The sequence below is a fragment of the Geminicoccus sp. genome (assembly GCF_036263595.1).
GTDB lineage: Bacteria > Pseudomonadota > Alphaproteobacteria > Geminicoccales > Geminicoccaceae > Geminicoccus.
The window spans coordinates 1-20,595 of sequence record NZ_DATAGQ010000179.1; the positions used below are offsets into that span (position 1 = coordinate 1).

25 protein-coding genes are annotated in these 20,595 nt (G+C 67.5%); 13 read left to right on the forward strand and 12 right to left on the reverse strand.

The genetic code is table 11. The features are described from left to right. Positions 1-101: 101 nt before the first annotated feature. Positions 102-431: a LysR family transcriptional regulator gene (locus VHL31_RS19415; RefSeq protein WP_329662896.1), complete on the reverse strand. Its 330-nt coding sequence runs from the start codon at positions 429-431 to the stop codon at positions 102-104. A 102-nt stretch (positions 432-533) separates the two neighbouring features. Between VHL31_RS19415 and VHL31_RS19420 the strand changes: the two genes are divergently transcribed. From VHL31_RS19420 to VHL31_RS19430, 3 genes are all read left to right on the forward strand, one after another. Further along, positions 534-2,006, forward strand: a complete 1,473-nt coding sequence (locus VHL31_RS19420; protein WP_329662897.1) for a catalase — start codon at positions 534-536, stop codon at positions 2,004-2,006. 29 nt (positions 2,007-2,035) lie between these two features. Beyond that, positions 2,036-2,224 (forward strand): hypothetical protein, encoded by a 189-nt coding sequence (locus tag VHL31_RS19425; RefSeq protein ID WP_329662898.1) that lies wholly within the window; start codon positions 2,036-2,038, stop codon positions 2,222-2,224. 124 nt (positions 2,225-2,348) lie between these two features. Next, positions 2,349-2,774 carry a DUF4174 domain-containing protein gene (locus VHL31_RS19430; protein WP_329662899.1) on the forward strand — a complete coding sequence of 142 codons (426 nt, stop codon included), beginning with the start codon at positions 2,349-2,351 and terminating at the stop codon, positions 2,772-2,774. On the opposite strand, the gene VHL31_RS19435 is transcribed toward VHL31_RS19430, so the two are convergent. Then, positions 2,771-3,220 (reverse strand): NUDIX hydrolase, encoded by a 450-nt coding sequence (locus VHL31_RS19435; RefSeq protein ID WP_329662900.1) that lies wholly within the window; start codon positions 3,218-3,220, stop codon positions 2,771-2,773. The genes VHL31_RS19430 and VHL31_RS19435 overlap by 4 nt on opposite strands. Beyond that, positions 3,217-3,699 (reverse strand): GreA/GreB family elongation factor, encoded by a 483-nt coding sequence (locus tag VHL31_RS19440; protein ID WP_329662901.1) that lies wholly within the window; start codon positions 3,697-3,699, stop codon positions 3,217-3,219. The genes VHL31_RS19435 and VHL31_RS19440 overlap by 4 nt, the downstream gene beginning before the upstream one ends. Positions 3,700-3,844: 145 nt before the next feature. On the opposite strand from VHL31_RS19440, the gene VHL31_RS19445 reads away from it, so the two are divergent. The 3 genes from VHL31_RS19445 to VHL31_RS19455 all read left to right on the forward strand — a co-directional run bounded on the left by VHL31_RS19445 (position 3,845) and on the right by VHL31_RS19455 (position 6,688). Continuing rightward, positions 3,845-4,831, forward strand: coding sequence for a phosphotransferase enzyme family protein (locus VHL31_RS19445; protein WP_329662902.1), 987 nt, complete (start codon positions 3,845-3,847; stop codon positions 4,829-4,831). Positions 4,832-4,935: 104 nt separating this feature from the next. After that, positions 4,936-6,210 carry an aspartate aminotransferase family protein gene (locus VHL31_RS19450; protein ID WP_349262495.1) on the forward strand — a complete coding sequence of 425 codons (1,275 nt, stop codon included), beginning with the start codon at positions 4,936-4,938 and terminating at the stop codon, positions 6,208-6,210. 142 nt (positions 6,211-6,352) lie between these two features. Further along, positions 6,353-6,688, forward strand: a complete 336-nt coding sequence (locus VHL31_RS19455; protein WP_329662904.1) for a hypothetical protein — start codon at positions 6,353-6,355, stop codon at positions 6,686-6,688. Between the two features lie 61 nt (positions 6,689-6,749). On the opposite strand, the gene fabG is transcribed toward VHL31_RS19455, so the two are convergent. Beyond that, positions 6,750-7,523, reverse strand: coding sequence for a 3-oxoacyl-ACP reductase FabG (fabG, locus tag VHL31_RS19460; protein WP_329662905.1), 774 nt, complete (start codon positions 7,521-7,523; stop codon positions 6,750-6,752). A 78-nt stretch (positions 7,524-7,601) separates the two neighbouring features. Beyond that, positions 7,602-8,429: a 23S rRNA (adenine(2030)-N(6))-methyltransferase RlmJ gene (locus tag VHL31_RS19465; protein ID WP_329662906.1), complete on the reverse strand. Its 828-nt coding sequence runs from the start codon at positions 8,427-8,429 to the stop codon at positions 7,602-7,604. A gap of 218 nt (positions 8,430-8,647) precedes the next feature. On the opposite strand from VHL31_RS19465, the gene VHL31_RS19470 reads away from it, so the two are divergent. The 4 genes from VHL31_RS19470 to VHL31_RS19485 all read left to right on the forward strand — a co-directional run bounded on the left by VHL31_RS19470 (position 8,648) and on the right by VHL31_RS19485 (position 12,219). After that, positions 8,648-9,496 (forward strand): chorismate mutase, encoded by an 849-nt coding sequence (locus VHL31_RS19470; protein WP_329662907.1) that lies wholly within the window; start codon positions 8,648-8,650, stop codon positions 9,494-9,496. Between the two features lie 42 nt (positions 9,497-9,538). Beyond that, positions 9,539-10,645 carry a histidinol-phosphate transaminase gene (hisC, locus tag VHL31_RS19475; RefSeq protein ID WP_329662908.1) on the forward strand — a complete coding sequence of 369 codons (1,107 nt, stop codon included), beginning with the start codon at positions 9,539-9,541 and terminating at the stop codon, positions 10,643-10,645. Then, entirely contained in the window at positions 10,642-11,595 is a 954-nt protein-coding gene (locus tag VHL31_RS19480) for a prephenate/arogenate dehydrogenase family protein (protein ID WP_329662909.1), read from the forward strand. The genes hisC and VHL31_RS19480 overlap by 4 nt, the downstream gene beginning before the upstream one ends. 69 nt (positions 11,596-11,664) lie before the next feature. After that, positions 11,665-12,219, forward strand: coding sequence for a gamma-glutamylcyclotransferase (locus VHL31_RS19485; protein WP_329662910.1), 555 nt, complete (start codon positions 11,665-11,667; stop codon positions 12,217-12,219). Here VHL31_RS19485 and VHL31_RS19490 read toward each other — a convergent pair. Continuing rightward, positions 12,206-13,906 carry a thiamine pyrophosphate-binding protein gene (locus tag VHL31_RS19490; protein WP_329662911.1) on the reverse strand — a complete coding sequence of 567 codons (1,701 nt, stop codon included), beginning with the start codon at positions 13,904-13,906 and terminating at the stop codon, positions 12,206-12,208. The genes VHL31_RS19485 and VHL31_RS19490 overlap by 14 nt on opposite strands. A gap of 56 nt (positions 13,907-13,962) precedes the next feature. Continuing rightward, positions 13,963-14,244 (reverse strand): hypothetical protein, encoded by a 282-nt coding sequence (locus VHL31_RS19495; protein WP_329662912.1) that lies wholly within the window; start codon positions 14,242-14,244, stop codon positions 13,963-13,965. A 126-nt stretch (positions 14,245-14,370) separates the two neighbouring features. On the opposite strand from VHL31_RS19495, the gene VHL31_RS19500 reads away from it, so the two are divergent. Further along, the gene (locus tag VHL31_RS19500) at positions 14,371-14,898 is read left to right on the forward strand and encodes an Lrp/AsnC family transcriptional regulator (RefSeq protein ID WP_329662913.1); all 528 of its coding nucleotides are present in this window, start codon (positions 14,371-14,373) and stop codon (positions 14,896-14,898) included. Between the two features lie 416 nt (positions 14,899-15,314). Here VHL31_RS19500 and VHL31_RS19505 read toward each other — a convergent pair whose 3' ends face one another. From VHL31_RS19505 to VHL31_RS19520, 4 genes are read right to left on the reverse strand one after another with little or no spacing between them, the layout of a single operon-like run. Continuing rightward, positions 15,315-16,079 (reverse strand): lysophospholipid acyltransferase family protein, encoded by a 765-nt coding sequence (locus VHL31_RS19505; RefSeq protein WP_329662914.1) that lies wholly within the window; start codon positions 16,077-16,079, stop codon positions 15,315-15,317. Further along, positions 16,076-16,867, reverse strand: coding sequence for a hypothetical protein (locus VHL31_RS19510; RefSeq protein WP_329662915.1), 792 nt, complete (start codon positions 16,865-16,867; stop codon positions 16,076-16,078). The genes VHL31_RS19505 and VHL31_RS19510 overlap by 4 nt, the downstream gene beginning before the upstream one ends. Beyond that, positions 16,837-18,129: a D-amino acid dehydrogenase gene (locus VHL31_RS19515; protein WP_329662916.1), complete on the reverse strand. Its 1,293-nt coding sequence runs from the start codon at positions 18,127-18,129 to the stop codon at positions 16,837-16,839. The genes VHL31_RS19510 and VHL31_RS19515 overlap by 31 nt, the downstream gene beginning before the upstream one ends. 23 nt (positions 18,130-18,152) lie before the next feature. Then, positions 18,153-18,506, reverse strand: a complete 354-nt coding sequence (locus tag VHL31_RS19520) for a RidA family protein (protein WP_329662917.1) — start codon at positions 18,504-18,506, stop codon at positions 18,153-18,155. 87 nt (positions 18,507-18,593) lie between these two features. On the opposite strand from VHL31_RS19520, the gene VHL31_RS19525 reads away from it, so the two are divergent. Beyond that, positions 18,594-19,610 carry a ligase-associated DNA damage response exonuclease gene (locus VHL31_RS19525; protein WP_329662918.1) on the forward strand — a complete coding sequence of 339 codons (1,017 nt, stop codon included), beginning with the start codon at positions 18,594-18,596 and terminating at the stop codon, positions 19,608-19,610. Between the two features lie 5 nt (positions 19,611-19,615). Here VHL31_RS19525 and VHL31_RS19530 read toward each other — a convergent pair whose 3' ends face one another. Then, entirely contained in the window at positions 19,616-20,164 is a 549-nt protein-coding gene (locus tag VHL31_RS19530; RefSeq protein WP_329662919.1) for a Uma2 family endonuclease, read from the reverse strand. A 97-nt stretch (positions 20,165-20,261) separates the two neighbouring features. Between VHL31_RS19530 and VHL31_RS19535 the strand changes: the two genes are divergently transcribed. Beyond that, the coding region (locus tag VHL31_RS19535) for a VOC family protein (RefSeq protein ID WP_329662920.1) at positions 20,262-20,595 on the forward strand (334 nt) is incomplete at its 3' end.

Here is a 20,595-nt window from a genome sequence, read left to right on the forward strand (position 1 = left end):
GGGCGAGATGGCGCAGTTCGGTGGCGGGCAGGTCTTCGCGAATGGCCAGTGCTGGCATGGCTGGGTCCTCCAGCCCACAGCTTACCATGCCTCCAGCCAACTCAGGTCCTCAGATCAGATCTTCGGTGGCTTGGTATAACCCCCAGGCGCAGCGGACCGCTCAACACCCGGCGGTGATGACGGGCATGGTCCTCGAGGTCGCGCACCTCGGTCAGGACCGTGCGCGCCCGCCGCACGATCTCCCGGCCGATCTGGGTCAGCTCGATGCCGCCGCGGCAGCGTTCCAGCAGCTCCACCCCGAGCTGCGCCTCGAGCTCCTGGATCTGCATGGAAAGGGCGGGCTGCGTGACATGGCAGGCTTCCGCCGCGCGGCCATAATGGCGGGTGTCGGCGACGGCCACGAGGTAGCGAAGCTGTCGGAGGGTCGTCATCAGCGATCAGTTTAGCTGATCGATGTGCCAAGGCAATCCGATTGGATCTGATCGGATGGGCCCGACAGCTTCCAGCCAGCATGCATGTGGCGGAAGGTTCGAATGATTGCCCCTCCTCGTCTGACGACCACCGCGGGCGCCCCCGTCCCGGACAACCAGAACTCGCTCTCCGCCGGTCCGCGCGGGCCGCTCCTCCTTCAGGACTACCAGCTCATCGAGAAGCTGGCGCACCAGAACCGGGAGCGGATCCCGGAGCGGGTGGTCCATGCCAAGGGCAGCGGCGCCTACGGGACGCTCACGGTCACCCCGGACATCACCCGCTACACCAAGGCCGGGTTCCTGGGGGCGGTCGGCAAGACGTTCGAGGTGTTCCTGCGCTTTTCGACCGTGGCCGGCGAGCGCGGAGCGGCCGATGCCGAGCGGGACGTGCGAGGCTTCGCACTGAAGGTCTATACCGAGGAGGGCAACTGGGACCTGGTCGGCAACAACACGCCGGTCTTCTTCGTGCGCGATCCCGTGAAGTTCCCGGACTTCATCCGCACGCAGAAACGGCATCCCACGACCAACCTCCGTTCGCCCACAGCCATGTGGGACTTCTGGTCCCTGTCGCCGGAAAGCCTGCACCAGGTCACGATCCTGTTCAGCGACCGGGGCCTGCCGCAGAACTACCGGCAGATGCACGGGTTCGGCTCGCACACCTATGCCTTCATCAACGAGTCCGGCCAGCGCCACTGGGTGAAGTTCCACTTCAAGTCGCTGCAGGGCGTGGAGAACTGGAGCAACCAGGAAGCCGAGCGCGTGATCGCGCGGGACCGCGAGAGTGCACAGCGCGACCTGTTCGGTGCCATCGAGCGGGGCGACTTCCCGCGCTGGCGCTTCTGCATTCAGGTCATGCCGGAAGCGGATGCGGCCAGGACCTCCTACGACCCGTTCGACGTCACCAAGGTCTGGCCACATGGCGAGTACCCACTGATCGAGGTCGGCATCCTCGAGCTGAACCGCAACCCAGTGCATTATTTCGCCGAAGTGGAGCAGGCCTCGTTCTCGCCATCCAACATCGTCCCGGGCATCGGCTTCTCGCCCGACCGGATGCTGCAGGGGCGGCTGTTCGCCTATGCCGATGCTCACCGCTACCGGGTCGGCACCCATTATGAGTCGCTGCCGGTGAACCGCCCACGCTGCCCCGTTCACCATTATCATGCCGACGGGCAGATGCTGGGCGATATCCCGACACGGGGCGATGCCTACTACGAGCCCAACTCCTTCGGCGGGCCGGCACAAAACGACCGGTTCAGGGAACCACCGCTGGCGATCGAGGGCTGCGCTGGCAGGTACGATCACCGGGCCGGCAGCGACGACTACAGCCAGCCAGGTGCCTTGTTCCGGCTGATGGACCATGCACAGCGCGAGCGGCTCATGGACAACATTCCGGAGGCCATGAGCGGCGTTCCGATGCCGATCGTCCGCCGTCAGGTAGCCCATTTCCATGCGGCCCATCCCGACTACGGGATCGGGGTCGCGACGAGAATGGGCCTTTCCGCCGCCGACCTGCCCGCGCGGGTCGCAGCGGAATAAGCCGGACAGAACTCGGAAAGGACATTTCGATGGACATGAACAGCAGCGGCCGTGTGGTCGAGATCGTGACGCCAGGAACGCCCGAGGCATTGAACGAGGTGCTGGCGTCGCGCGGGATCACGCCCGACCGCGTCATCAACGTCCGCTTCGAGCCGGCCAGGCCAATGGCGCTCGGCGACTGGCAGGCCAAGTACCGCGTGCTCGTGCGCGCGAGCTGACGCTCTCATCTCTTCTTCCTTCCTGAGCGAATTCATGACGGGCCGCCTACCCATCCTCTCTTGGGCGGCCCGCTTTTTTTGCCCATATCGCCAGAACACATGGGTTCTTCTCCGCGGAGGCTTCATGAAGATGATCCCGCTGATGGCGGCCCTGATGGTCATGGCCGGGGCGATCCTGCCGGCCGGAGCCTCCACCATGGATGCCTATCGCTGGAAGAACCGGGTGCTGGTCCTGTTCGCCGGGATGGACGATGCGCAGGTCGACGAACAGCGACAGATCCTCATGCCCCACGAGGACGGCCTGGCCGATCGGGACATGGTGATCTTCGCGGTGGTCGAGGACGGCATCCTGCCGGTCTATGGCCAGGCACCTGCGGCCGGCGAGGCGGCGGCGCTGCGGGCGGAATTCGGCGTGCAGCCGGGGTCGCCGTTCACCGCACTGCTGGTCGGCAAGGATGGCGGCGTGAAGTGGCGGGAGAACCGCCCGGCCGCGCAGCACGAGCTGTTCGGGCTGATCGATTCGATGCCGATGCGGCGCAACGAGCGCTAGTCCATCGGCTGGAGCAGCGGTTCCAGGCCATCGGGAAACAGCCTGACGCCTTCAGGCAGCGCAGCCGGCAGGAACCATCGCGCGGTGCAGGCCGCACCGTCATGCTCCGCAAAGCGGATCTCGTCCGGCCCGTAGAGCCCGCGGTCGTGCAGGCGGATATTGGCCGCGAAGACGAACTCGTGGCCGAGCACGCCTTCATGCCGGTAGATGTTCTCCAGGGCAACCCATGGGCCGGCCACCGTCACGCCGGTGCCCAACTCCTCGCGAAACTCCCGGTCCAGGGCCTCCTTACGGGTCTCGCCGAACTCGACCGAGCCGCCGATCGGGCGGACGCCCCTGATCCGGCCATCGTCGCCCTCGACCTCGGCTGCCAGCAGCCGGCCTTGCCGCCAGACGAGCCCGATCACGATGACCCTGATCCCGGCGTGAGGCCGCCAGACGGTCATCCGACGGATTCGGCGACTGGCTCGATCGTGACGATCTCCAGATCCTCGTCGTGGAAGCGCACGACCTCCCCTTCCTCCAGGCCGATCAAGGCGCGCGCCAGCGGAGCGGTCCAGGCGATCCGGCCGTCCTCCGGCGCGCTCTCGTCCTCGCCGACCAGGCTGATGACCTGCATCCGGTCATCCGGGTGGCGCAGCGTCACCGTCGTCCCGAACACGACCTGCTCGGGCTCGGCCGGCGGCTCGATCAGCTCGGCGCTCGACCAGCGGGCAGTCCAGTAGCGCAGCTCGCGGGCAATCCGGGCCTTGGCCGTGAGATCATCGGCCGGCGCATTCATGTCCTGAGCCCGCCAGTAGGCGAGCCTTTCCTCGATCTGGCGATAGCCCGAGGGCGTCACCAGGTTCCGCTCGGTGCTCACCGGACGGTCGGGCAGGGCGTCCGCCGTGTCGTCGTCCGTCTCCTTCACGAAAGCGCGGCTCATTTCTTGCTCTACTCCCTGCACATCGGTCGAGCAGCAAGGCTACGCCTTGTGCGCCGCGCGGGGCAACCCAGGAGATGGATCACCCTCGGCATGTTGCAGAGCACACATTCCCTGTTGTATCGACCACCGGGAGCATGAGGGGCCGATGTACGACGCCGCGTTCCTGAAGGGCCTCGAAGAAGGGTTGCGTTCCGCGCTTCCGGCCTGGGACCTGCCGACCGACGCGCCGCTGCGACTGCTGACCATCTCGGAGAACGCGACCTTCGTCGCCGACGATGAGCGCGCCGGCCGCCGCATGGTCTTCCGGGTGCACCGGCCCGCCTATCATACCGAGGAGGAGATCCGCTCCGAGCTCGGCTGGATCCAGGCATTGATCGCCGAGCGGGCGATCAGCACGCCGATGCCGCTACCGCTGGCGAACGGCGACCTGCTGGGTGCCTTTGACGACCAGGGTGCGCTCCGGCATGTCGCAGCGTTCGAGTTCATAAGCGGCGCAGAGCCGGCCGCCTCGGAAGATTCGGTGCCATGGTTCCGCAGGCTGGGCGCCATCAGTGCCCGCCTCCACCACCATACCCGCAACTGGAACCGACCCGGCCATTTCCGCCGCAAGACCTGGGACTTCGATGCGATGCTGGGCAGCCGACCACTCTGGGGCGACTGGCGGGATGGGCTCGGCCTGGACGAGCCGGGACGGGCCGTGCTGGAGCGGACGGCCGCGGTGCTGGAGCGCAGGCTGCGGGCCTATGGGCATGGCCCCGAGCGCTTCGGCCTGATCCATGCCGACCTGCGGCTCGCCAACCTGCTGGTCGAGAACGACCGGCTGGGCATCATCGACTTCGACGACTGCGGCTTCTCCTGGTTCATGTACGACTTCGCGGCCGCGGTCAGCTTCTTCGAGCACGACCCGGTCGTGCCGGCGCTGCAGGCGGCCTGGCTGGACGGCTACCGCAGCGAGGCCCATGTCACGCCCGAAGACGAGGCCATGATGCCGGTGTTCCTGATGCTGCGCCGGATGCTGCTGACCGCCTGGATCGCCTCGCATGCGGAGACGCCGACGGCGCAGGAGATGGGCACGCCCTACACGGCAGGGACGGTCGAGCTCGCCGAGCAGTTCCTTGCCGACCATGCCTGAGCGGCAGCCTGCCGCGGAGAGATCACGTGTCGAATGATGTCGCCCGGCCGGAAAGCCAGCAGATCCTGGCCCTCAATGCGTTCGATGCGCGGCGGGCCGGCCAGATGGATGCCGATACCGCGCGGCTGGTGGAGCGGCGCCAGCGGACCTTCGGGCCGACCTCGGTGCTGTTCTACGAGACGCCGATGCATGTCGTCTCGGCGAGCGGCGTCTGGATGACCACCGCAGACGGCCAGCGCTACCTGGACGTCTACAACAACGTGCCGTCGGTGGGGCACTGCCACCCCAGGGTCGTCGAGGCGATCGCGCGCCAGGCGGGGCAGCTCAACACCCACACCCGCTACCTCTACGACATCATCCACACCTATGCCGAGCGCCTGCTGGAAACCTTCCCGGCCGGCCTCGACAAGGTCACGTTCACCTGCACGGGCAGCGAGAGCAACGACCTGGCGATGCGCGTGGCCACGGCGGCCACCGGCAAGCGCGGCTTCATCGTCACCGACAACGCCTATCACGGCAACACGGCGGCGGTGACGGACGTGTCACCCTCGTCCATGCCGGGCAAGCCGTTGCCGCCGCATGTCCGGGCGGTGCGGGCACCCGACGTCTACCATGCGCCGACCGACGATCTGGCCGGCCGGTTCGCTGCCGAGGTGCAGGACGCGATCGACAGCCTGGAGGCGGACGGCATCGGCGTGGCCGGGCTGCTGGTCGACACGATCTTCTCCAGCGACGGCATCTATGCCGACCCTGCCCCGTTCCTGGGTCCCGCGGTGGCGGCGGTCCATGCGGCGGGCGGCCTGTTCATCGCCGACGAGGTGCAGCCGGGCTTCGGCCGCACCGGCGACGCGATGTGGGGCTTCATGCGCCATCAGGTGACGCCGGACATCGTCACGCTGGGCAAGCCCATGGGCAACGGCTTTCCCATGGGCGGGGTCGTGTCTCGGACCGACCTCCTTGAAGCCTTCACAAAGAGCGTCGGCTACTTCAACACGTTCGGCGGCAATCCGGTGGCCGCAGCGGCCGGGCTTGCGGTCCTGAACGTGATCCAGGACGAGGGGTTGGTCGCCCATGCCGCCGACGCCGGCCAATACCTGCGGGAGCGGCTGCGGGCACTGGCAGGCAATGGCCATCCCGAGATCGGCGACGTGCGCGGGGCCGGCCTCTATGTCGGCGTCGAGTTCGTCCGCGACCCGCTGACCAGGGAGCCGGACCCCGACCTCGCCAGGCGGGCGATCAATGGCCTGCACAAGAAGCGCGTCCTGATCGGCGCGGCCGGCCGGCATGGCAATGTGCTGAAGATCCGGCCGCCGCTCGTGTTCTCCAGGGAGAATGCGGATCAGCTGGTGCAGTCGCTGGAAGAGGTGCTGAGCATCTGACCCTTGGGTCGGCACTCCACAGAGGGCTCTGCCCCATGGCCCATCCAGACCTCAATCCAGGGAATGGACATGCATGGCTTTGCTGATCGCGGACTGAGCGTGCCGTATGGCCGCTTCGTCACGTGACCTGACATCGGTTGCAATGTCGATCCTGGAGCAGCAGGTCGACCAGAACGCCACCCACAACTTCCGCACGCCGGCACTGGAACTCGGTTCGGTCTACGGCCGGGGCCCGGCGGTGCATCCATTCCTCTACGACCGCAGCAACCCGTTCCGGCTGCTGCTGTCGCCGGACGGCCATGATCTCGCTCGCAACTGCCAGGAGATCGCGCTGAACGAATCCCTGACCGCTCAGTCGGGACAAAAACACGGTGGCGCGGGTGCTGGCGCCGCTCGGCGAGGAGGAAATCTGGTTGAACGTCGAAGGCGACGAAGGACCGGCACCCCTTTGGTTCTACATCCTGCGCAACGATCCTGATCAGCGGCCTTGCTACGCGGCATGAGCGAAAAGCGGAGGCCCGTGCACGAGCCTCTGCCGCTCAGCCCATCGCTTCGATCGCCCCCAGTGATTCCGGCAGCACCTGGCCGCCATCGATCACCAGCGTCTGCCCGGTAATATAGGCAGCTTCCTCCGACGCGAAGAACAGCGCGGCGTTGGCGATGTCGTCGACGCCGCCCAGGCGCTTCATCGGGATGGAGGCGGCCATCGTGGCGAGGTAGTCGTCGCCAAGGCCGTCCAGGCCCTCAGTGAAGATGTTGCCCGGCATCACGGCGTTCACGGTGATGTTCCAGGGGGCCAGCTCGATGGCGGCCGTACGCATGAAGCCGAGCTGGCCGGCCTTGCTCGCACCGTAATGGCTCCAGCCGGGATAGCCGGTGATCGGTCCGGTGATCGACGAGGTCAGCACGATGCGGCCCTTGTTCTGCCGCTTCATCGTCGGCAGGCAGGCTGAAACGGACAGGAAGGTGCCCTTCAGGTTGGTGCCGATGACATGGTCGAAGTCGGCGGCCGTCATCTCGCCGAGCTTGGCCGCCGGGAAGATGCCGGCATTGGCGCAGAGCACGTCGATGCTGCCGTAGCGGTTCAGGGCCTCGGCCGCCATCGCATCGCAGCTGGCTTGGTCGACCACGTCCGCGGCGAAGGCGGAGGCATGGTCGCCGATGCTGCGCGCCACCGCTTCCGCCTCGGCCAGATGGCGCGAGACGACCAGGACGTTCAGGCCGGCCGCGCCAAAGCGAACCGCGAGGCCGCGCCCGATTCCCTTGCTGCCACCTGTCACGATCACGGTGCGGCCTGCCATGGATTTGAGCATCTTATCGTCCCCTTGAACCCGATCGTGAGCAGAGCGCCATCCGCGAGCCAAGGGAAGGGGCGAATCGATCCGCCTCCTTCAGGCCTTGACCATGGCCGCGCGTACGGTGCCGGTTGCCTTCAATTCCTGTGCCAGCCAGGGCAGCGCCGCTTCGACCGCCTCAGGGAGGCCAGCAGGGGGATTGATGATCAGCATGCCAGAGCCTGTCATGCCGCGCCGGGCCTCGTCCGGCTCGATGCAGAACTCGATCCGGTACTGCCGGGTGATCTCGCTCTCCTTGAGGCCGCCCAGCATCCGCTCGGTGAAATGCCGGTCGATCACAGGGTACCAGAGCATGAAGGTGCCGGTGCTGAGGCGCCGGTACGCTTTGAGCAGGGCGTCCTGGACCTGGCCGTAGTCGGTCTTGATCTCGTAGGACGGGTCGATCAGCACGAGCGCGTGCCGTTCTGGCGGCGGGAAGATGGTCGGCAGGCTGCCCAGCCCGTCGGCCTTCACCACCGCGATGCGCGGATCGGTGCAAAGCAGAGAGGACAGGGCCGCAAAGTCGGTCGTATGCAGCTCGAAGCAGACCATGCGGTCATGGGCACGCAGAAGGCGGCGGGAGATCTCGGGCGAGCCGGCATAGGCACGCGGCCCGTCCAGGCGCACCCCTTCCAGCCAGTCCTTGAGCAGTTCCGGTGGCTCCCTCGATGTCTGCAGCAGGGGCAGGATGCCGCTCCGCCACTCCGCCACCTTCTCGCCCATGTCGCTCTTGAGGTCGTAGAGGCCGGCACCGGCATGGGTGTCGACCACGAGGATCGGGCGTGGGTCGGCGGCGATGATGGCCCGGTGGCCAAAGTGCAGGATGGCGTGCTTGAGGACGTCGGCGTGGTTCCCGGCATGGAAGCCGTGGCGATAGCTGAGCATGACATTCACAAAAGTCTGGCGGAGAGGGAAGAGTTGCTCCGGACCCGGGGTCGCGGGCGGGAGGCATGGCGCCGGTGCTAGTTCCTGGCACGGCTTCTATATGGCATTGCTGCACGGCGGTCAGCGGTCGTTCTACATGACGGTCTGCGTCGGCTGGAACTCGGCGCGGCAGGTCTGTAGCGTGGCGGCACAGCCGCACGAACGCATTCCGGAACGACATGCCCGACGACCTCGACGACCTGGCGCGCCTGCGGGCCGAAATCGACCGCATCGACGATACGATGGTGGACCTCCTGGTCGAGCGCATGGGCTATGTCGAGGCGATTGCGCGGGCGAAGGGCGTGGGCGACGGCCGCATCGCCATCCGGCCCGCCCGTGAAGCCTCGATCCTCCGCCGCCTGACCACGCGGGCCGGCAGGCGGCTGCCGGTCGCGGCCGTGGTGCGGATCTGGCGAGAGATCATCGGGGCGGCGACGGCCAGGCAGACGCCGTTTGCGGTCGTGGTGCAGGTTCCGCATGGCGACGTCACTGCACTGGAGCAGGCGCGCAGCCATTTCGGCATGGTCACGCCGCTGCTTGCCGCTTCCAGCAGCACCGATGCCCTGCGCCTGCTCATGGCGGGCGATGCCAAGGTGGCGGTGCTGGGGTTGTTCGACCCGGAGGATCGATGGTGGGCGAGGCTGCAGCCGACGCTCATGGAGGGACGCTACGTCTTCGGGTGCGTGCCGTTCGTCGCCGTGGACGGCATGGCCGATGCCTGGCTGTTCGGCGCGGTGACGCCGGAGGCCAGCGGCGACGACCTCAGCCTCGTCCGCCTGGAGGCCGACCTGGACGTGGAGCCGCGCCGCCTGGTGGGGCGCCTGGCCGAGCGCGGGCTCCAGGCGCGGCACATCGCCATGGTGCGCGGCAACGAGGGCTTGGCGATCCATCTTGTCGAGGTGCAGGGCTTTCTGGTCGGCCAGGAGGCTGAACTGGCCAGGACGCTGGCGCCTGTGCGACAGGAGCTGTTGCACTTCACCGTGCTGGGTGCCTATCCACGGGGCCTGATGAACGCCACAGCGGGCTGAACCCCACGCGCAGCCGCACGACGCAGAGAAGACGAGACGATCATGATCAGCGGGCCCCGGCCACGCCCGGGCATTCTCGAGATCACGCCCTATGTCGGCGGCAAGGCGGAAGTCGCCGGTGGCGCCAAGGCGGCGAAGCTGTCTGCCAACGAGACGCCGCTCGGCGCCAGCCCGAAGGCGATCGCTGCCTACCAGGACATGGCGCACGAGCTGCACCGCTATCCCGAGGGAGGCTCGACGGAGCTGCGCCGGGCGATCGGGCGTCGCATGAACGTGGATCCCGACCGGATCGTGGTCGGGGCCGGCTCGGACGAGCTGATCGCGCTGCTGGTCCGGGCCTATGCCGGGCCCGGCGAGGAAGTGCTCTACAGCCGGCACGGCTTCCTCATGTACAAGCTGGCAGCCCTGGCTGCCGGTGCGGTGCCGGTGTCCGCGCCGGAAACGCAGTTGCGGGCCGATGTGGATGCCATCCTGGAGCGGGTCACCAGCCGTACCCGCATGGTGTTCCTGGCCAACCCGAACAACCCCACCGGCAGCTACCTGCCGAGCGACGAGGTGCTGCGCCTCCATCGCGGCCTGCCCCATGACGTCGTGCTCGTGCTCGATTCGGCCTATGCCGAGTATGTCGATGCCGCCGACTACGATAGCGGGCTGGCGTTGTCGTTGAGCGCGCCGAACGTCGTGATGACCCGCACCTTCAGCAAGATCCATGGGCTGGCAGCGCTGCGGGTCGGCTGGATGACCGCCTCCGCGGGAATCGTGGACGTGATCAACCGCGTCCGCGGGCCGTTCAACGTCGCCGCCCCGGCGCAGGCCGCCGCGGCGGCGGCAATCGACGACGTCGAGCATCAGGCAGCCGCCAAGGCGCATAACGACCACTGGCTGGCTTGGCTTACCGAGCAGATCGGCGCGTTGGGCATCACCGTCTATCCCAGCGTCGGCAACTTCCTTCTTCTCGGCCTGCCCGACATCCCCGGGCATGACGCTCCGGCCGCCGCCGAGTACCTGGAGAAGAACGGCGTCATCCCGCGCGCCATGGCGTCCTACCAGTTGCCGCTCTGCCTTCGCCTGACGATCGGTACGGAGCGGGAGAACCGTCGCGTGGTCGATCTGCTGCGCAGCTTCATGGACGGAATGGCGCGGAAATGAGCAGGCCGTCCTTCCAGCGGGTCGCGATGATCGGCATCGGCCTGATCAATGGCTCCCTGGCACTGGCAATGCGGGAAGCGGGGCTGGCCGGCGAGATCGTGGCCTGTGCGCGACGGGAGGAGACCAGGGCGAGGGCGCTGGAGCTGGGCCTGTGCGACCGGGCGACCGCCGACCCGGCCGACGCGGTACGAGGTGCCGACCTGGTGGTGCTCGGTACGCCGCCGGCTGCCCTGGGCGAGGTCGCCAGGGCGATGGCGCCCGGCCTGGATCCTGCCGCGATCGTGACCGATGTCGGCTCTGTGAAGACGATGGTGGTGCGCGAGGTCCGCCCGCACCTGCCGGATCCGCGCCTCTTCGTGGGCGGCCACCCGGTGGCGGGGACGGAGCACTCCGGGCCGGACGCGGCCTTCGGCACGCTGTTCCAGAACCGACGCTGCATCCTCACGCCCGTCGAGGATACCGATCCGGCGGCGGTGGCGAAACTGGTGGCACTCTGGGAAACGGTCGGTGCCAAGGTCGACACCATGACCCCGGAGCATCATGACCGCGTGCTGGCGATCACGTCGCACCTGCCGCACTTGTGCGCCTACACGATCGTGGGCACCGTCGCCGACCTCGAAGAGCAGGTGCAGTCGGAAGTCTTCAAGTACGCGGCCGGTGGCTTCACCGACTTCACCCGTATCGCCGCGTCCGACCCTACCATGTGGCGTGATGTGTTCCTGAACAACCAGGAAGCCGTGCTCGAGATGATCGGGCGCTTCATGGAGGACCTGGTGGCGTTGCAGCGGGCGATCCGGTGGGGCCAGGGCGACATCCTGTTCGACCTGTTCACGCGCACCCGCGCCATTCGCCGGAGCGTCATCCAGGCGGGCCAAGCCTATGAGCGTAAGCCACAGCTGAAGGACCCTGAAGGGGAACCAGATGGCGAAGGGGTGACGGGACAGCTATAAGCCGTCACTGCGGCATGCAGGGCCTGCCTTCTGCTGTCGAGTGTTCGTTGTCGTGGTGTGCCGCCTGCCATGAGTTCATCCGATCTAGTCTGGACCTTCGGCTATGGGTCGCTGATGTGGCGGCCTGGGTTCGAGCCCGATGCCTTCGAGACGGCAAGGCTGGTCGGATTCCAGCGGCGCCTGTGCATCCGCTCGGAGCATTACCGCGGCACCTGCGAGCAGCCAGGCGTGGTGATGGGGCTGACCGAGGGCGGCAGCTGCATCGGCCGGGCGATCGGCTTTCGGGCGGAGCGGGCCGACGAGATCATGGCCTATCTCGATGCCCGCGAGCTGGTGACCAATGTGTACGATCGCCGGCTGGTCCCAGTGGAGCTGCTGGATTCCGGGCGGATCGTGGATGCCTGGGCCTACGTGGCGCGCCCGGACCATGACCAGTATATCGGCAATGCCGACGACGAGGTGATCCTCGCCATGATCCGCCAGGGGTGCGGGACGTCCGGCACCTGCCAGGAATATCTCGAGAACACGCTGGACCACCTGGACGAGATGGGCATCGACGAGCCGAGCTTGCGCTCGCTGGCCCAGCAGCTCTTAAAGGACGAGCTGCCGGTCAAGCCGGACTGATCGGCACCTCGATCAGGTTCGGCACGCCCGATGCGATGCCTGCCTCGATGGCGCCGGCGATATCGGCCGACTTCTCCACCCGCCTTGCCGGCACGCCCATGGAGGCCGCCAGGGCCAGGTAATCGATCGGCGGGTCGACGATGTCCATGGCGATGAAGCGGTTGCGGTTGGCGGACAGGTAGGCCGGCTGGGACTTCATGAAGTTCTTGAGGATGTTGTACTCGCGGTTGTTCATGACCACGAAGGTGACCGGCAGCTTTTCATAGGCGGCGGTCCACAGGGCCTGCGGCGAGTAGAGGGCGGCACCATCGCCCACCAGCGAGACCACCGGCTCGCGGCCGAGGCCCAGCGAGAACCCGACGGCGGCAGGCATGCCCCACCCCAGGCAGCCGCCGCGCATGAAGGAGTATTGCCGGTAGGACGGGCTGTTCAGGAACCGGCGGAGGTAGCCGGACGTCGCGATGGCCTCGTCGACGATCGCGACGTCGTTGCCGATGCCGCGGACCGCTTCCCGGGCGGCCACCATCGGCGTCGTGTGCGGCATTGCCAACTGGCCGTCGGCTGCGGCGTTCAGTTCGGCGCGGCGGGCGCGGCTCGCACGCTCCGCTTCGCCCATGAGGGCCGCATAGGCGGGCGCGTTGGGGACGGCTGCCTGTGCCAGGATCGGCAGGAGGGCGCGCAGCGAGGAACGGATGTCGCCGACAACGGAAAGCTGGGTCACGTAGGTGCGGCCGAGGTCGCGAACATCAGCCGACATCTGGTAGACCCGGCAGCTCGCCGGCACGGCCGAGCCCTCGGTGTAGAGGATGGTGATGATCGACTTCCCGCCCAGTGCGAAGATCGCGTCGTAGTCGGACAGGCGGGCAGCGATCTCGGTGGCCTTGGTTGGCAGATTGCCGGACCAGAGCGGGTGCCTGGTCGGAAATGGGATGTGCGACGGCCATGATGCGCCATAGACGGGGGCGCCCAGCATCTCCGCCAGCCGCACGACCTCGGCCGTCGCGTCGCTGGGGTAGATCTCGTCGCCGGCGATGACCGCGAGCCGGCCGGGCGGAATGGCGGCAAGGTCGGCTGCCAGCACGTCCAGGGAGCCGGCTACGGCGCAGCGGTCGATCACCGAGGGCTCGGCGATGCCGACCGTGCTCATCTCCTCCATCACGTCCATCGGAAAGGACAGGAAGACGGGACCCATCGGTGCGGCGCTGGCATCGTGGAAGGCTCGGCGTACCAGGACCGGCAGCTGGTCGGGATGGGCCACCTCCTGCGCCCACTTCACTGCAGGCGTGGCGATCTTCACGAGGTCGCCGAACAGGAGCGGATCGGTGATGGCGTGGCGCGAGTCCTGCTGGCCTGCCGTGACGACGAGGGGCGTCTGCATGACGCTGGAGTTAAGCAGGTTGCCCATGCCATGGCCGAGGCCGCCGGCTGTGTGCAGGTTGATGAAGCCCGGCCGGCGCGCCGCCTGCGCATAACCGTCGCCCATCGCGACGACACTCGCCTCCTGGAGCGCCCAGACATAGTGGATGTCGGGCATGTCCAGCAGCGCGTCCATCAGCGGCAGCTCGGTCGTGCCGGGATTGCCGAAGATGTACTCGACCCCCTCGCTGCGCAGGACTTCCAGGAGGACCGCAGCACCGCGGCGCGGGCCGGCCACCTGCTCCATGCTGGTGACGGGGGAGATCGGCATGTCGGGGCTCCGCTGCTGCTGGCTGCCCTCCCCGACTAGCGGTTCGCGCGGCCGGTTCAAGCGGCGCGAGGTAGCACCGCGGCGGTCTCGCCGAGCGTCAGCCTGATCATGCAGGGGTAGCGGTCGAACCGGGCATGGAGATTGTCCAGGTCGACGGCTTCGGCCGAGGCGAGATCGAGCGTGATCAGGCTGCCACCCGCATGCTCGCCGAACTCGCCCCAGACCACGCGCAGGCCAAAGCGCTGGGCGTCGGCAAGGATGCGGGTCATGCCGTCGATCGGGTCGACGACCAGGGCGGTCAGCCGGATCATCATGCGCTGCCTCGGAACGCTGCCCATCGGAGGCTCTCCCTGACGGCCGGATCCCCATGATCGGCCGGTGCAGCATTGATAGCCCAGCCCTGCCGATGACGTGTCCCGAACATTCATCTATCTGAGGCCTATGGCAGCATGGGATTCCGCCAGATGGCCAAGACGCAGAAGCCTCTCCCACTCACCGGATCACAGCCTGCAATCGGCCGCGTCGTGATCGACGAAATCGACCGGCGCATTCTGTCGGCGCTTCGTTCGGATTGCCGCCTGACGATGAGCGAATTGGGGGAGAAGGTGGGGCTGTCGGCTTCGCCTTGCTGGACGCGGGTGAAGCGGCTGGAGAGCGCCGGCTTGATCGCAGGCTACGTGGCGCTGCTCGATCATGCCGCCCTCGGGCTGCCCGACATCGTGTTCGTGGAGATCACGCTGAACCGCCACGACGAGCACGCGCTGGAGAAGTTCGGGGAAGGTCTCGCGCGGATCCCACAGGTCATCGAGGCCCATCTGGTGACAGGTGAGTACGATTACCTCGTGAAGGTCGCGGTGGCGGGAACGCAGGACTACGAGCGATTCCTGCGGGAGCAGCTCTACCGCATCGAAGGGATCCGCCATACGCGGTCGACCTTCGCGCTGCGGGCGATGAAACGCTCGATCGGGGTGGACCCGCTGCAGATCGCCTGAGCGATTCAGAAAGGGCCAAGACGGCGGAAGCGCGTGAGCCGCTTCCGCCGATCGTTGGTCAGGCACCAGTGAGGATACCTGCGGGAAGTGGTTCAGGATGACCAGACAGGATCGCCTTTACAGACGATCCTCATGTCGCGGCCTAGCAGCCACGTAGTATTCAACCAGCGATGTATTGAACTTGGTCGACGAAGGGCGCCTCGTCATCGACCGGAGCGACCGGGATGCCGTACGGCAGTAATGGCCGCTCAATCCTTACCCGGTGGAGTGATGTTTTCCATGACCCCTCATTTCCGGCCTCGCCATGCGCGGCTGCTCGACACTCGGTGGTTGGCTCGCGACACACGATGGAGGGTGATGCGAGCGGTCGGACAACTCTCACGCATCTAGGATAGTGTACTCGCAGGCGCGCCCGGTCAAGCGCGGGACGAAAGTTTTTGCGCGGATGCCAGCTCGGCAGTCGATCCACCCGCCTCCGCGACCAGCCGTGCCGTCGCCGTTTCAATGCGCTCTTCCAGTGTGCGCATGAAGGCTGCGCGCGCCAGTCCGGCCGGGATGGGCTCCAGGAACTCGATCACAATCGTGCCGGGCCGCTTGGCGAAGGAGCGTCTGCCCCAGAAGGCACCCGAGTTCAGGGCGACCGGGACGCAGGGCCGGCCCAGCTGCTTATAGAGGGCGGCGACGCCCGGCTTGTAGTCCGGCGGCGCGCCTGGCGAGCGCCTGGTGCCTTCCGGGAAGATCATGACGTGGCGGCCGGCCGCCATGGCGCGCTCGGCGCCGTCCACCAGCGACTTCAGCGCCTTGGCGGCGGCACCCCGGTCGATGCGGATGCAGCCGGACTTCACGAGGTAATGGCCGAAGACCGGGATCCTGGTCAGCTCGTACTTCAGCCCGACCGACAGCTCGTGGACGATGGTGTGGAAGGTCAGCGTTTCCCAGGCGGACTGGTGCTTCGACGCGATGATCACCGGCTCGGCCGGCAGATGCTGAAGGCCGCGAACCTCGTGGCGGATGCCGACCACCCAGCGCAGCAGAAAGATGATGCCGCGCTCCCACCGACGCGCGTAAGCGCGAACACCGGGGGCGTCGAGGAAGGGCCCGACCACCAGGATCCCGATCAGGCAGACGAGCGTCCAAGTCCAGATCAGGACGTTGAAGATCGCGGAGCGGATCAGCGTCATCGAGCAGGCAGCGCGTGGGTGAACAACCGGCCGAAGGCCGGCATGGGCTCGTCGATGCCGGCCAGCCGAACGGCGTGCCAGGCCATGGCATGGTTGGAGGAGGTCACCGGCTTGCCCAGCTTCGCCTCGATGGACGCCGCTTCGGCGGCAAGGCGGATGGACGTGCAGGAGACGAACACCGCCTCTACCCCTTCCTGGCCGCCCAGCTGCAGGACGGCGCGCTCGATCGAGCCGGGTGCGATCCGCCCGACCTTCCCGTCATCCTCCTCGTTGAAGGACCCGAACACCGGCACCTCCAGCCCCCGGTCCTCCAGATAGCGGATGATGCCGAGGTTGACGTCCTCCCGGTAGGGCGTCAGCAGCGCGATTCTTCTGGCACCCAGCGCCTGCATGGCCACCTGGGCTGCCGTGATCGGCGTGGTGGCGCGGGCTTCCGGCTTGCGCTCCCGCATGAGCGCCATGACATGCTCCTCGCCCAGCACCATCGACGCCGAGGTGCAGCCGAATGCCAGCACGTCGAACGGATGGCCCGGCAGCAGCAGCTCGGTCGTGGGGCCGATCTGTGGCTCCATCGCGCGCAGGCTGGCGGGCGTGATGATCGGGTCGACCGGGATCCGGGCATGGTAGAGACCGACGCCGGCCATGCCCTGGAACAGGCCGCGCCACTCGTACTCGATGGTCTGGTCGCACCCCAGCACGACCAAGCCGACCCGGGCACGCGGTGCGATCCCTTCGTCAAGCTCGAAGGGAAGGCGGTTCAGGACGATGCGTTCGAGCTGCGCGGCCATGGCGCGAGCGTCCTTTGCGCGGTGTGGAGCATGCTGGACACGTCGTGGGCCGGTTCCTTGCCCGCGATCAGGTCGGCCGTGATCCTTCCGGAGCCGCACGCCCAGGTCCAGCCCATATGGCCGTGCCCGGCATTGACCCAGAGATTGTCGTAGCGGGCCCGGCCGAAGATCGGCAGGGCGGAGGGGGTCATCGGCCGGAGCCCCGCCCAGAACTCGGCCTGATCGTAGTCGCCGGCGTCCGGGAACAGCTCTCTCGCCGCCGTCAGCAGGCCTGCAAAGTCGGACGGCTTGTGCGACCAGTCATAGCCGGCGAACTCGGCGATCGCGGTCAGGCGGACATGCTCGCCATAGTTCGCGAAGGCGAACAGGTTGTGCTCGTCGACACCGGACAGGTGGGGAGGGTTGTTCCGGCCGGCGATCGGGATGGTGACCGAGTAGCCCTTGACCGGGTAGATCGGCAGGTCGACCCCGATCGTGCGGCCGACCGTGGCGGCGTAGCAGCCAAGCGCCAGTACATAGGCATCCGCCTGGACCTCGCCCTTGTCGGTGACGATCCGGCCGACATGCTTGCCGCTCGTCTCGATCCGCTGGATCGACTCGTTCATGCGGAACTGAACGCCACGCGCGGTCAGCCAGTCGGCGATCTGCCGGGTGAACAGACGTGCGTCACCCGATTCGTCGCCCGGCACATAAAGGGCACCAGCGAAGCGGTCGATGATCGGCAGGTAGACGGGATCGATCCGCGCCGCCTCGACCGGCGTGACCCGGCGCACTTCCACGCCCAGCCGCCGCATGATGTCGGCGTTGCGGTCGCCACGCTCCAGCGCGGCGGGGTCGCGGTGAAGATAGAGTGCCCCGCCGCTGACGGCGCCATAGGCGACGCCGGTCTCCTCGACCACGCGGTGCAGCTGCGACTGGCTGTACAGGCACAGGCCGACCTTGCGCACCGTGTTGTAGGCAGCACGGTTGGTCGTGCAGTTGCGCACGAACCGCAGCGCCCAGCGCCAGAAATGCGGGTCCGCCTGCAGCTTGAAACGCAGGGCGGTGTCGTTGCGCCCGATCGAGCGCAGCAGCGTCTTCAGGGCCGCAGGCGATGCCCAGGAAAAGGCGTGGCCCGGCGCGATCATGCCGGCATTGCCGTAGGACGTTTCCGAGGCGGGCTGGGAGCGCCGATCGATCACGATCGGCTCGTGCCCGTCGCGAAACAGTTCATAGGCCGTCATGGTGCCGGCCAGGCCGGCACCGAGAACCGCTACCCGCATGATCGCGTCTTCCGGCCTAGGGGTCAGTCGAGGGCGGCGGTGACCATGATCTCGACCGTGTAGTCCGGCGTCGCGAGCTTGCTCTCGACGGTGGCGCGCGCGGGCGCATTGCCGGGGGCGACCCACGCATCCCAGGCCGCGTTCATCTCGGCGAAGGTCGAGATGTCGGAAAGCCAGATATTGGTCGTGATCAGCTTGCTCTTGTCGGTGCCGGCCTCGGTCAGGAGTGCATCGATCCGTGTCAGGATGTCCTTGGTCTGCTCGGTGACCGACTTGCCAGGTGCGCCGGCGGCGACCTGACCGGCGAGATAGACGACGTTGCCGTGAATGACGGCCTGGCTCATGCGCGGGCCCGGCTGGATGCGGCGGATCGTCATTGTGTTTCCTCCTGTGACGTTGGCTTTGCGCGGCATACATGAGCGATGGAAGGCAAGGAAGCGCCGGCCACGCGAGGAGGCGGGAAGATGCACCCGGAGCGCTGGGTACAGGTGAGGCCGGAAGGGCTCTACGTCGTGCCGGGCGACTTTTACGTGGACCCGATCCGCGGCGTGGCTCGTGCCGTCGTGACCCATGGGCACAGCGACCATTCGCGGGCCGGCCACCAGGCGGTGCTGGCGACGGCGGAGACGCTGGCGATCGCGCGGGCGCGCCTTGGCGAGGGAGCCGGCGTCGCCCAGCAGGCAGCGGCCTATGGCGAGGTCATCCGGGTCGGCGAGGTCGACGTCACCCTGCTGCCCGCCGGCCACGTGCTGGGCAGCGCGCAGGTGCTGATGGAGCACAAGGGCGGGCGGATCGTCGTCTCGGGCGACTACAAGCGCCGGGCGGACCCAACCTGCACGCCGTTCGAGCCCGTCCATTGCGACGTGTTCGTGACCGAGGCAACTTTCGGCCTGCCGGTCTTCCGCCACCCGCCGGTGCAGGACGAGCTCCGGCGCCTGCTGCACTCGGTCGAGCTGTTCCCCGAGCGCTGCCACGTGGTTGGGGCCTATACGCTGGGCAAGGCGCAGCGTCTGATCGCGGAGCTGCGCCTGGCGGGCTGGGACAAGCCGATCTTCGTGCACGGCGCGCTTGCCCAGATGAACGAGGTCTACCGTGCCTGCGGCATCGATCTGGGCGAGCTTCGGCCAGCTACGGCCGGCGTGAAGGGCGAGCCGCGCAAGGAGCTGGAGGGAGCCATCGTCGTGGCCCCACCCTCCGCCATCGCCGACCGGTGGGCGCGCCGGCTGCCGGACCCGGTCATCTGCCAGGCATCCGGCTGGATGCGGGTCAAGCAGCGCGCCAAGCAGGGCGGCATCGAGCTGCCGCTGGTCATCTCCGACCATGCCGACTGGGACGAGCTGCTGCAGACGCTGGACGATGTCGCCGCGCCGAAGGTGTGGATCACGCATGGTCGCGAGGAAGCACTGCAGTACGCGGCACGGGCGAAGGGCTACGAGGCGGAGGCGCTGAGGCTGGTCGGGTACGACGAGGAAGGCGCCTGACGGGCTCAGAGCCCGCTGTTCTCGTAGATCACGTCGAGCACGAACGGCTCGCCACCGACCGTCTCGCTCCGGAACTCGCTCCGCCCGATATGATCCTCGCCCATCCACCGCTCGCCGACCCTGCGCCAGACCTGGGCCCGGCGGCGGGCACTGTCGACCATCCAGATCTCCTGGACGGATGGCAGCTGCTTGTAGTCGTCGAGCTTGTCGCCCAAATCGATGCGCCGAGTCGAGGGCGAGTGAACTTCGATCAGTAGCGTGGGCTCCGCCGGCTGCTGGATGGCAGGCCCACAGACAACGGCGGCATCAGCCTGCCACAAGGTCTCGTCGCTGATTTGAAGCGGAACCTCGATCCTGACGTGACAGGGCGGCCGACTTCGCAGGCGGACGCCGATCTCCCGTGCCAGATTTCCGAGGATGACCTGATGCGCTGGCCCGGGCGCCGCCATTGCCCGCACCTGGCCACCTGCCAGTTCATACCGCGTGTCGGTCCCGTCGTCCCATTGAAGGAACTCGTCCACCGTCATCCGTAGATGCTGCGATGGCTCCGCCACGATGCTCCTCCAGTTTCCTGACATGATGACCCTAGCACGGCTCGACCAGCCAGGGCAGCACGTGGCAGGTTCCGCGCCGCCAACGAGTGGAGCCCGCATGCTTTCCTACGTGAATCTCGGCACGCACGACCTCCAGCGCGCCGCCAAGTTCTATGACGCGGCCCTGGCGCCGCTCGGCTACGTGCGCCTCGCCAACGTGCCGCGCGAGATCGGCTACGGGCCGAAGGGCGGCCAGGCGCGCCTGTGGGTGCTGCTGCCGTTCGACAACCGGCCGGCCAGCTGGGGGAACGGCACGATGATCGGCCTGGTCGCCAAGGACGAGGAGGCGGTGAAGGCGGCCTGGGAGGCGGCGCTGGCGAACGGGGGCATGGACGAAGGGGCGCCGGGGCCGAGACCGCAATATGGCGGCGGCTTCTATGGTGCCTATGTGC

Coding starts and splice junctions, on each gene's coding strand:
- VHL31_RS19450 (WP_349262495.1), top strand. CDS start 4,936: ATGGATGCCGATACCGCGCGGCTGGTGGAGCGGCGCCAGCGGACCTTC.
- VHL31_RS19435 (WP_329662900.1), bottom strand. CDS start 3,220: ATGACCGTCTGGCGGCCTCACGCCGGGATCAGGGTCATCGTGATCGGG.
- VHL31_RS19525 (WP_329662918.1), top strand. CDS start 18,594: ATGCACCCGGAGCGCTGGGTACAGGTGAGGCCGGAAGGGCTCTACGTC.
- VHL31_RS19480 (WP_329662909.1), top strand. CDS start 10,642: ATGAGCAGGCCGTCCTTCCAGCGGGTCGCGATGATCGGCATCGGCCTG.
- VHL31_RS19505 (WP_329662914.1), bottom strand. CDS start 16,079: ATGACGCTGATCCGCTCCGCGATCTTCAACGTCCTGATCTGGACTTGG.
- VHL31_RS19515 (WP_329662916.1), bottom strand. CDS start 18,129: ATGCGGGTAGCGGTTCTCGGTGCCGGCCTGGCCGGCACCATGACGGCC.
- VHL31_RS19415 (WP_329662896.1), bottom strand. CDS start 431: ATGACGACCCTCCGACAGCTTCGCTACCTCGTGGCCGTCGCCGACACC.
- VHL31_RS19520 (WP_329662917.1), bottom strand. CDS start 18,506: ATGACGATCCGCCGCATCCAGCCGGGCCCGCGCATGAGCCAGGCCGTC.
- VHL31_RS19510 (WP_329662915.1), bottom strand. CDS start 16,867: ATGGCCGCGCAGCTCGAACGCATCGTCCTGAACCGCCTTCCCTTCGAG.
- VHL31_RS19470 (WP_329662907.1), top strand. CDS start 8,648: ATGCCCGACGACCTCGACGACCTGGCGCGCCTGCGGGCCGAAATCGAC.
- VHL31_RS19495 (WP_329662912.1), bottom strand. CDS start 14,244: ATGGGCAGCGTTCCGAGGCAGCGCATGATGATCCGGCTGACCGCCCTG.
- VHL31_RS19420 (WP_329662897.1), top strand. CDS start 534: ATGATTGCCCCTCCTCGTCTGACGACCACCGCGGGCGCCCCCGTCCCG.
- fabG (WP_329662905.1), bottom strand. CDS start 7,523: ATGCTCAAATCCATGGCAGGCCGCACCGTGATCGTGACAGGTGGCAGC.
- VHL31_RS19465 (WP_329662906.1), bottom strand. CDS start 8,429: ATGCTCAGCTATCGCCACGGCTTCCATGCCGGGAACCACGCCGACGTC.
- VHL31_RS19485 (WP_329662910.1), top strand. CDS start 11,665: ATGAGTTCATCCGATCTAGTCTGGACCTTCGGCTATGGGTCGCTGATG.
- VHL31_RS19500 (WP_329662913.1), top strand. CDS start 14,371: ATGGCCAAGACGCAGAAGCCTCTCCCACTCACCGGATCACAGCCTGCA.
- VHL31_RS19440 (WP_329662901.1), bottom strand. CDS start 3,699: ATGAGCCGCGCTTTCGTGAAGGAGACGGACGACGACACGGCGGACGCC.
- VHL31_RS19455 (WP_329662904.1), top strand. CDS start 6,353: ATGTCGATCCTGGAGCAGCAGGTCGACCAGAACGCCACCCACAACTTC.
- VHL31_RS19490 (WP_329662911.1), bottom strand. CDS start 13,906: ATGCCGATCTCCCCCGTCACCAGCATGGAGCAGGTGGCCGGCCCGCGC.
- hisC (WP_329662908.1), top strand. CDS start 9,539: ATGATCAGCGGGCCCCGGCCACGCCCGGGCATTCTCGAGATCACGCCC.
- VHL31_RS19430 (WP_329662899.1), top strand. CDS start 2,349: ATGAAGATGATCCCGCTGATGGCGGCCCTGATGGTCATGGCCGGGGCG.
- VHL31_RS19445 (WP_329662902.1), top strand. CDS start 3,845: ATGTACGACGCCGCGTTCCTGAAGGGCCTCGAAGAAGGGTTGCGTTCC.
- VHL31_RS19425 (WP_329662898.1), top strand. CDS start 2,036: ATGGACATGAACAGCAGCGGCCGTGTGGTCGAGATCGTGACGCCAGGA.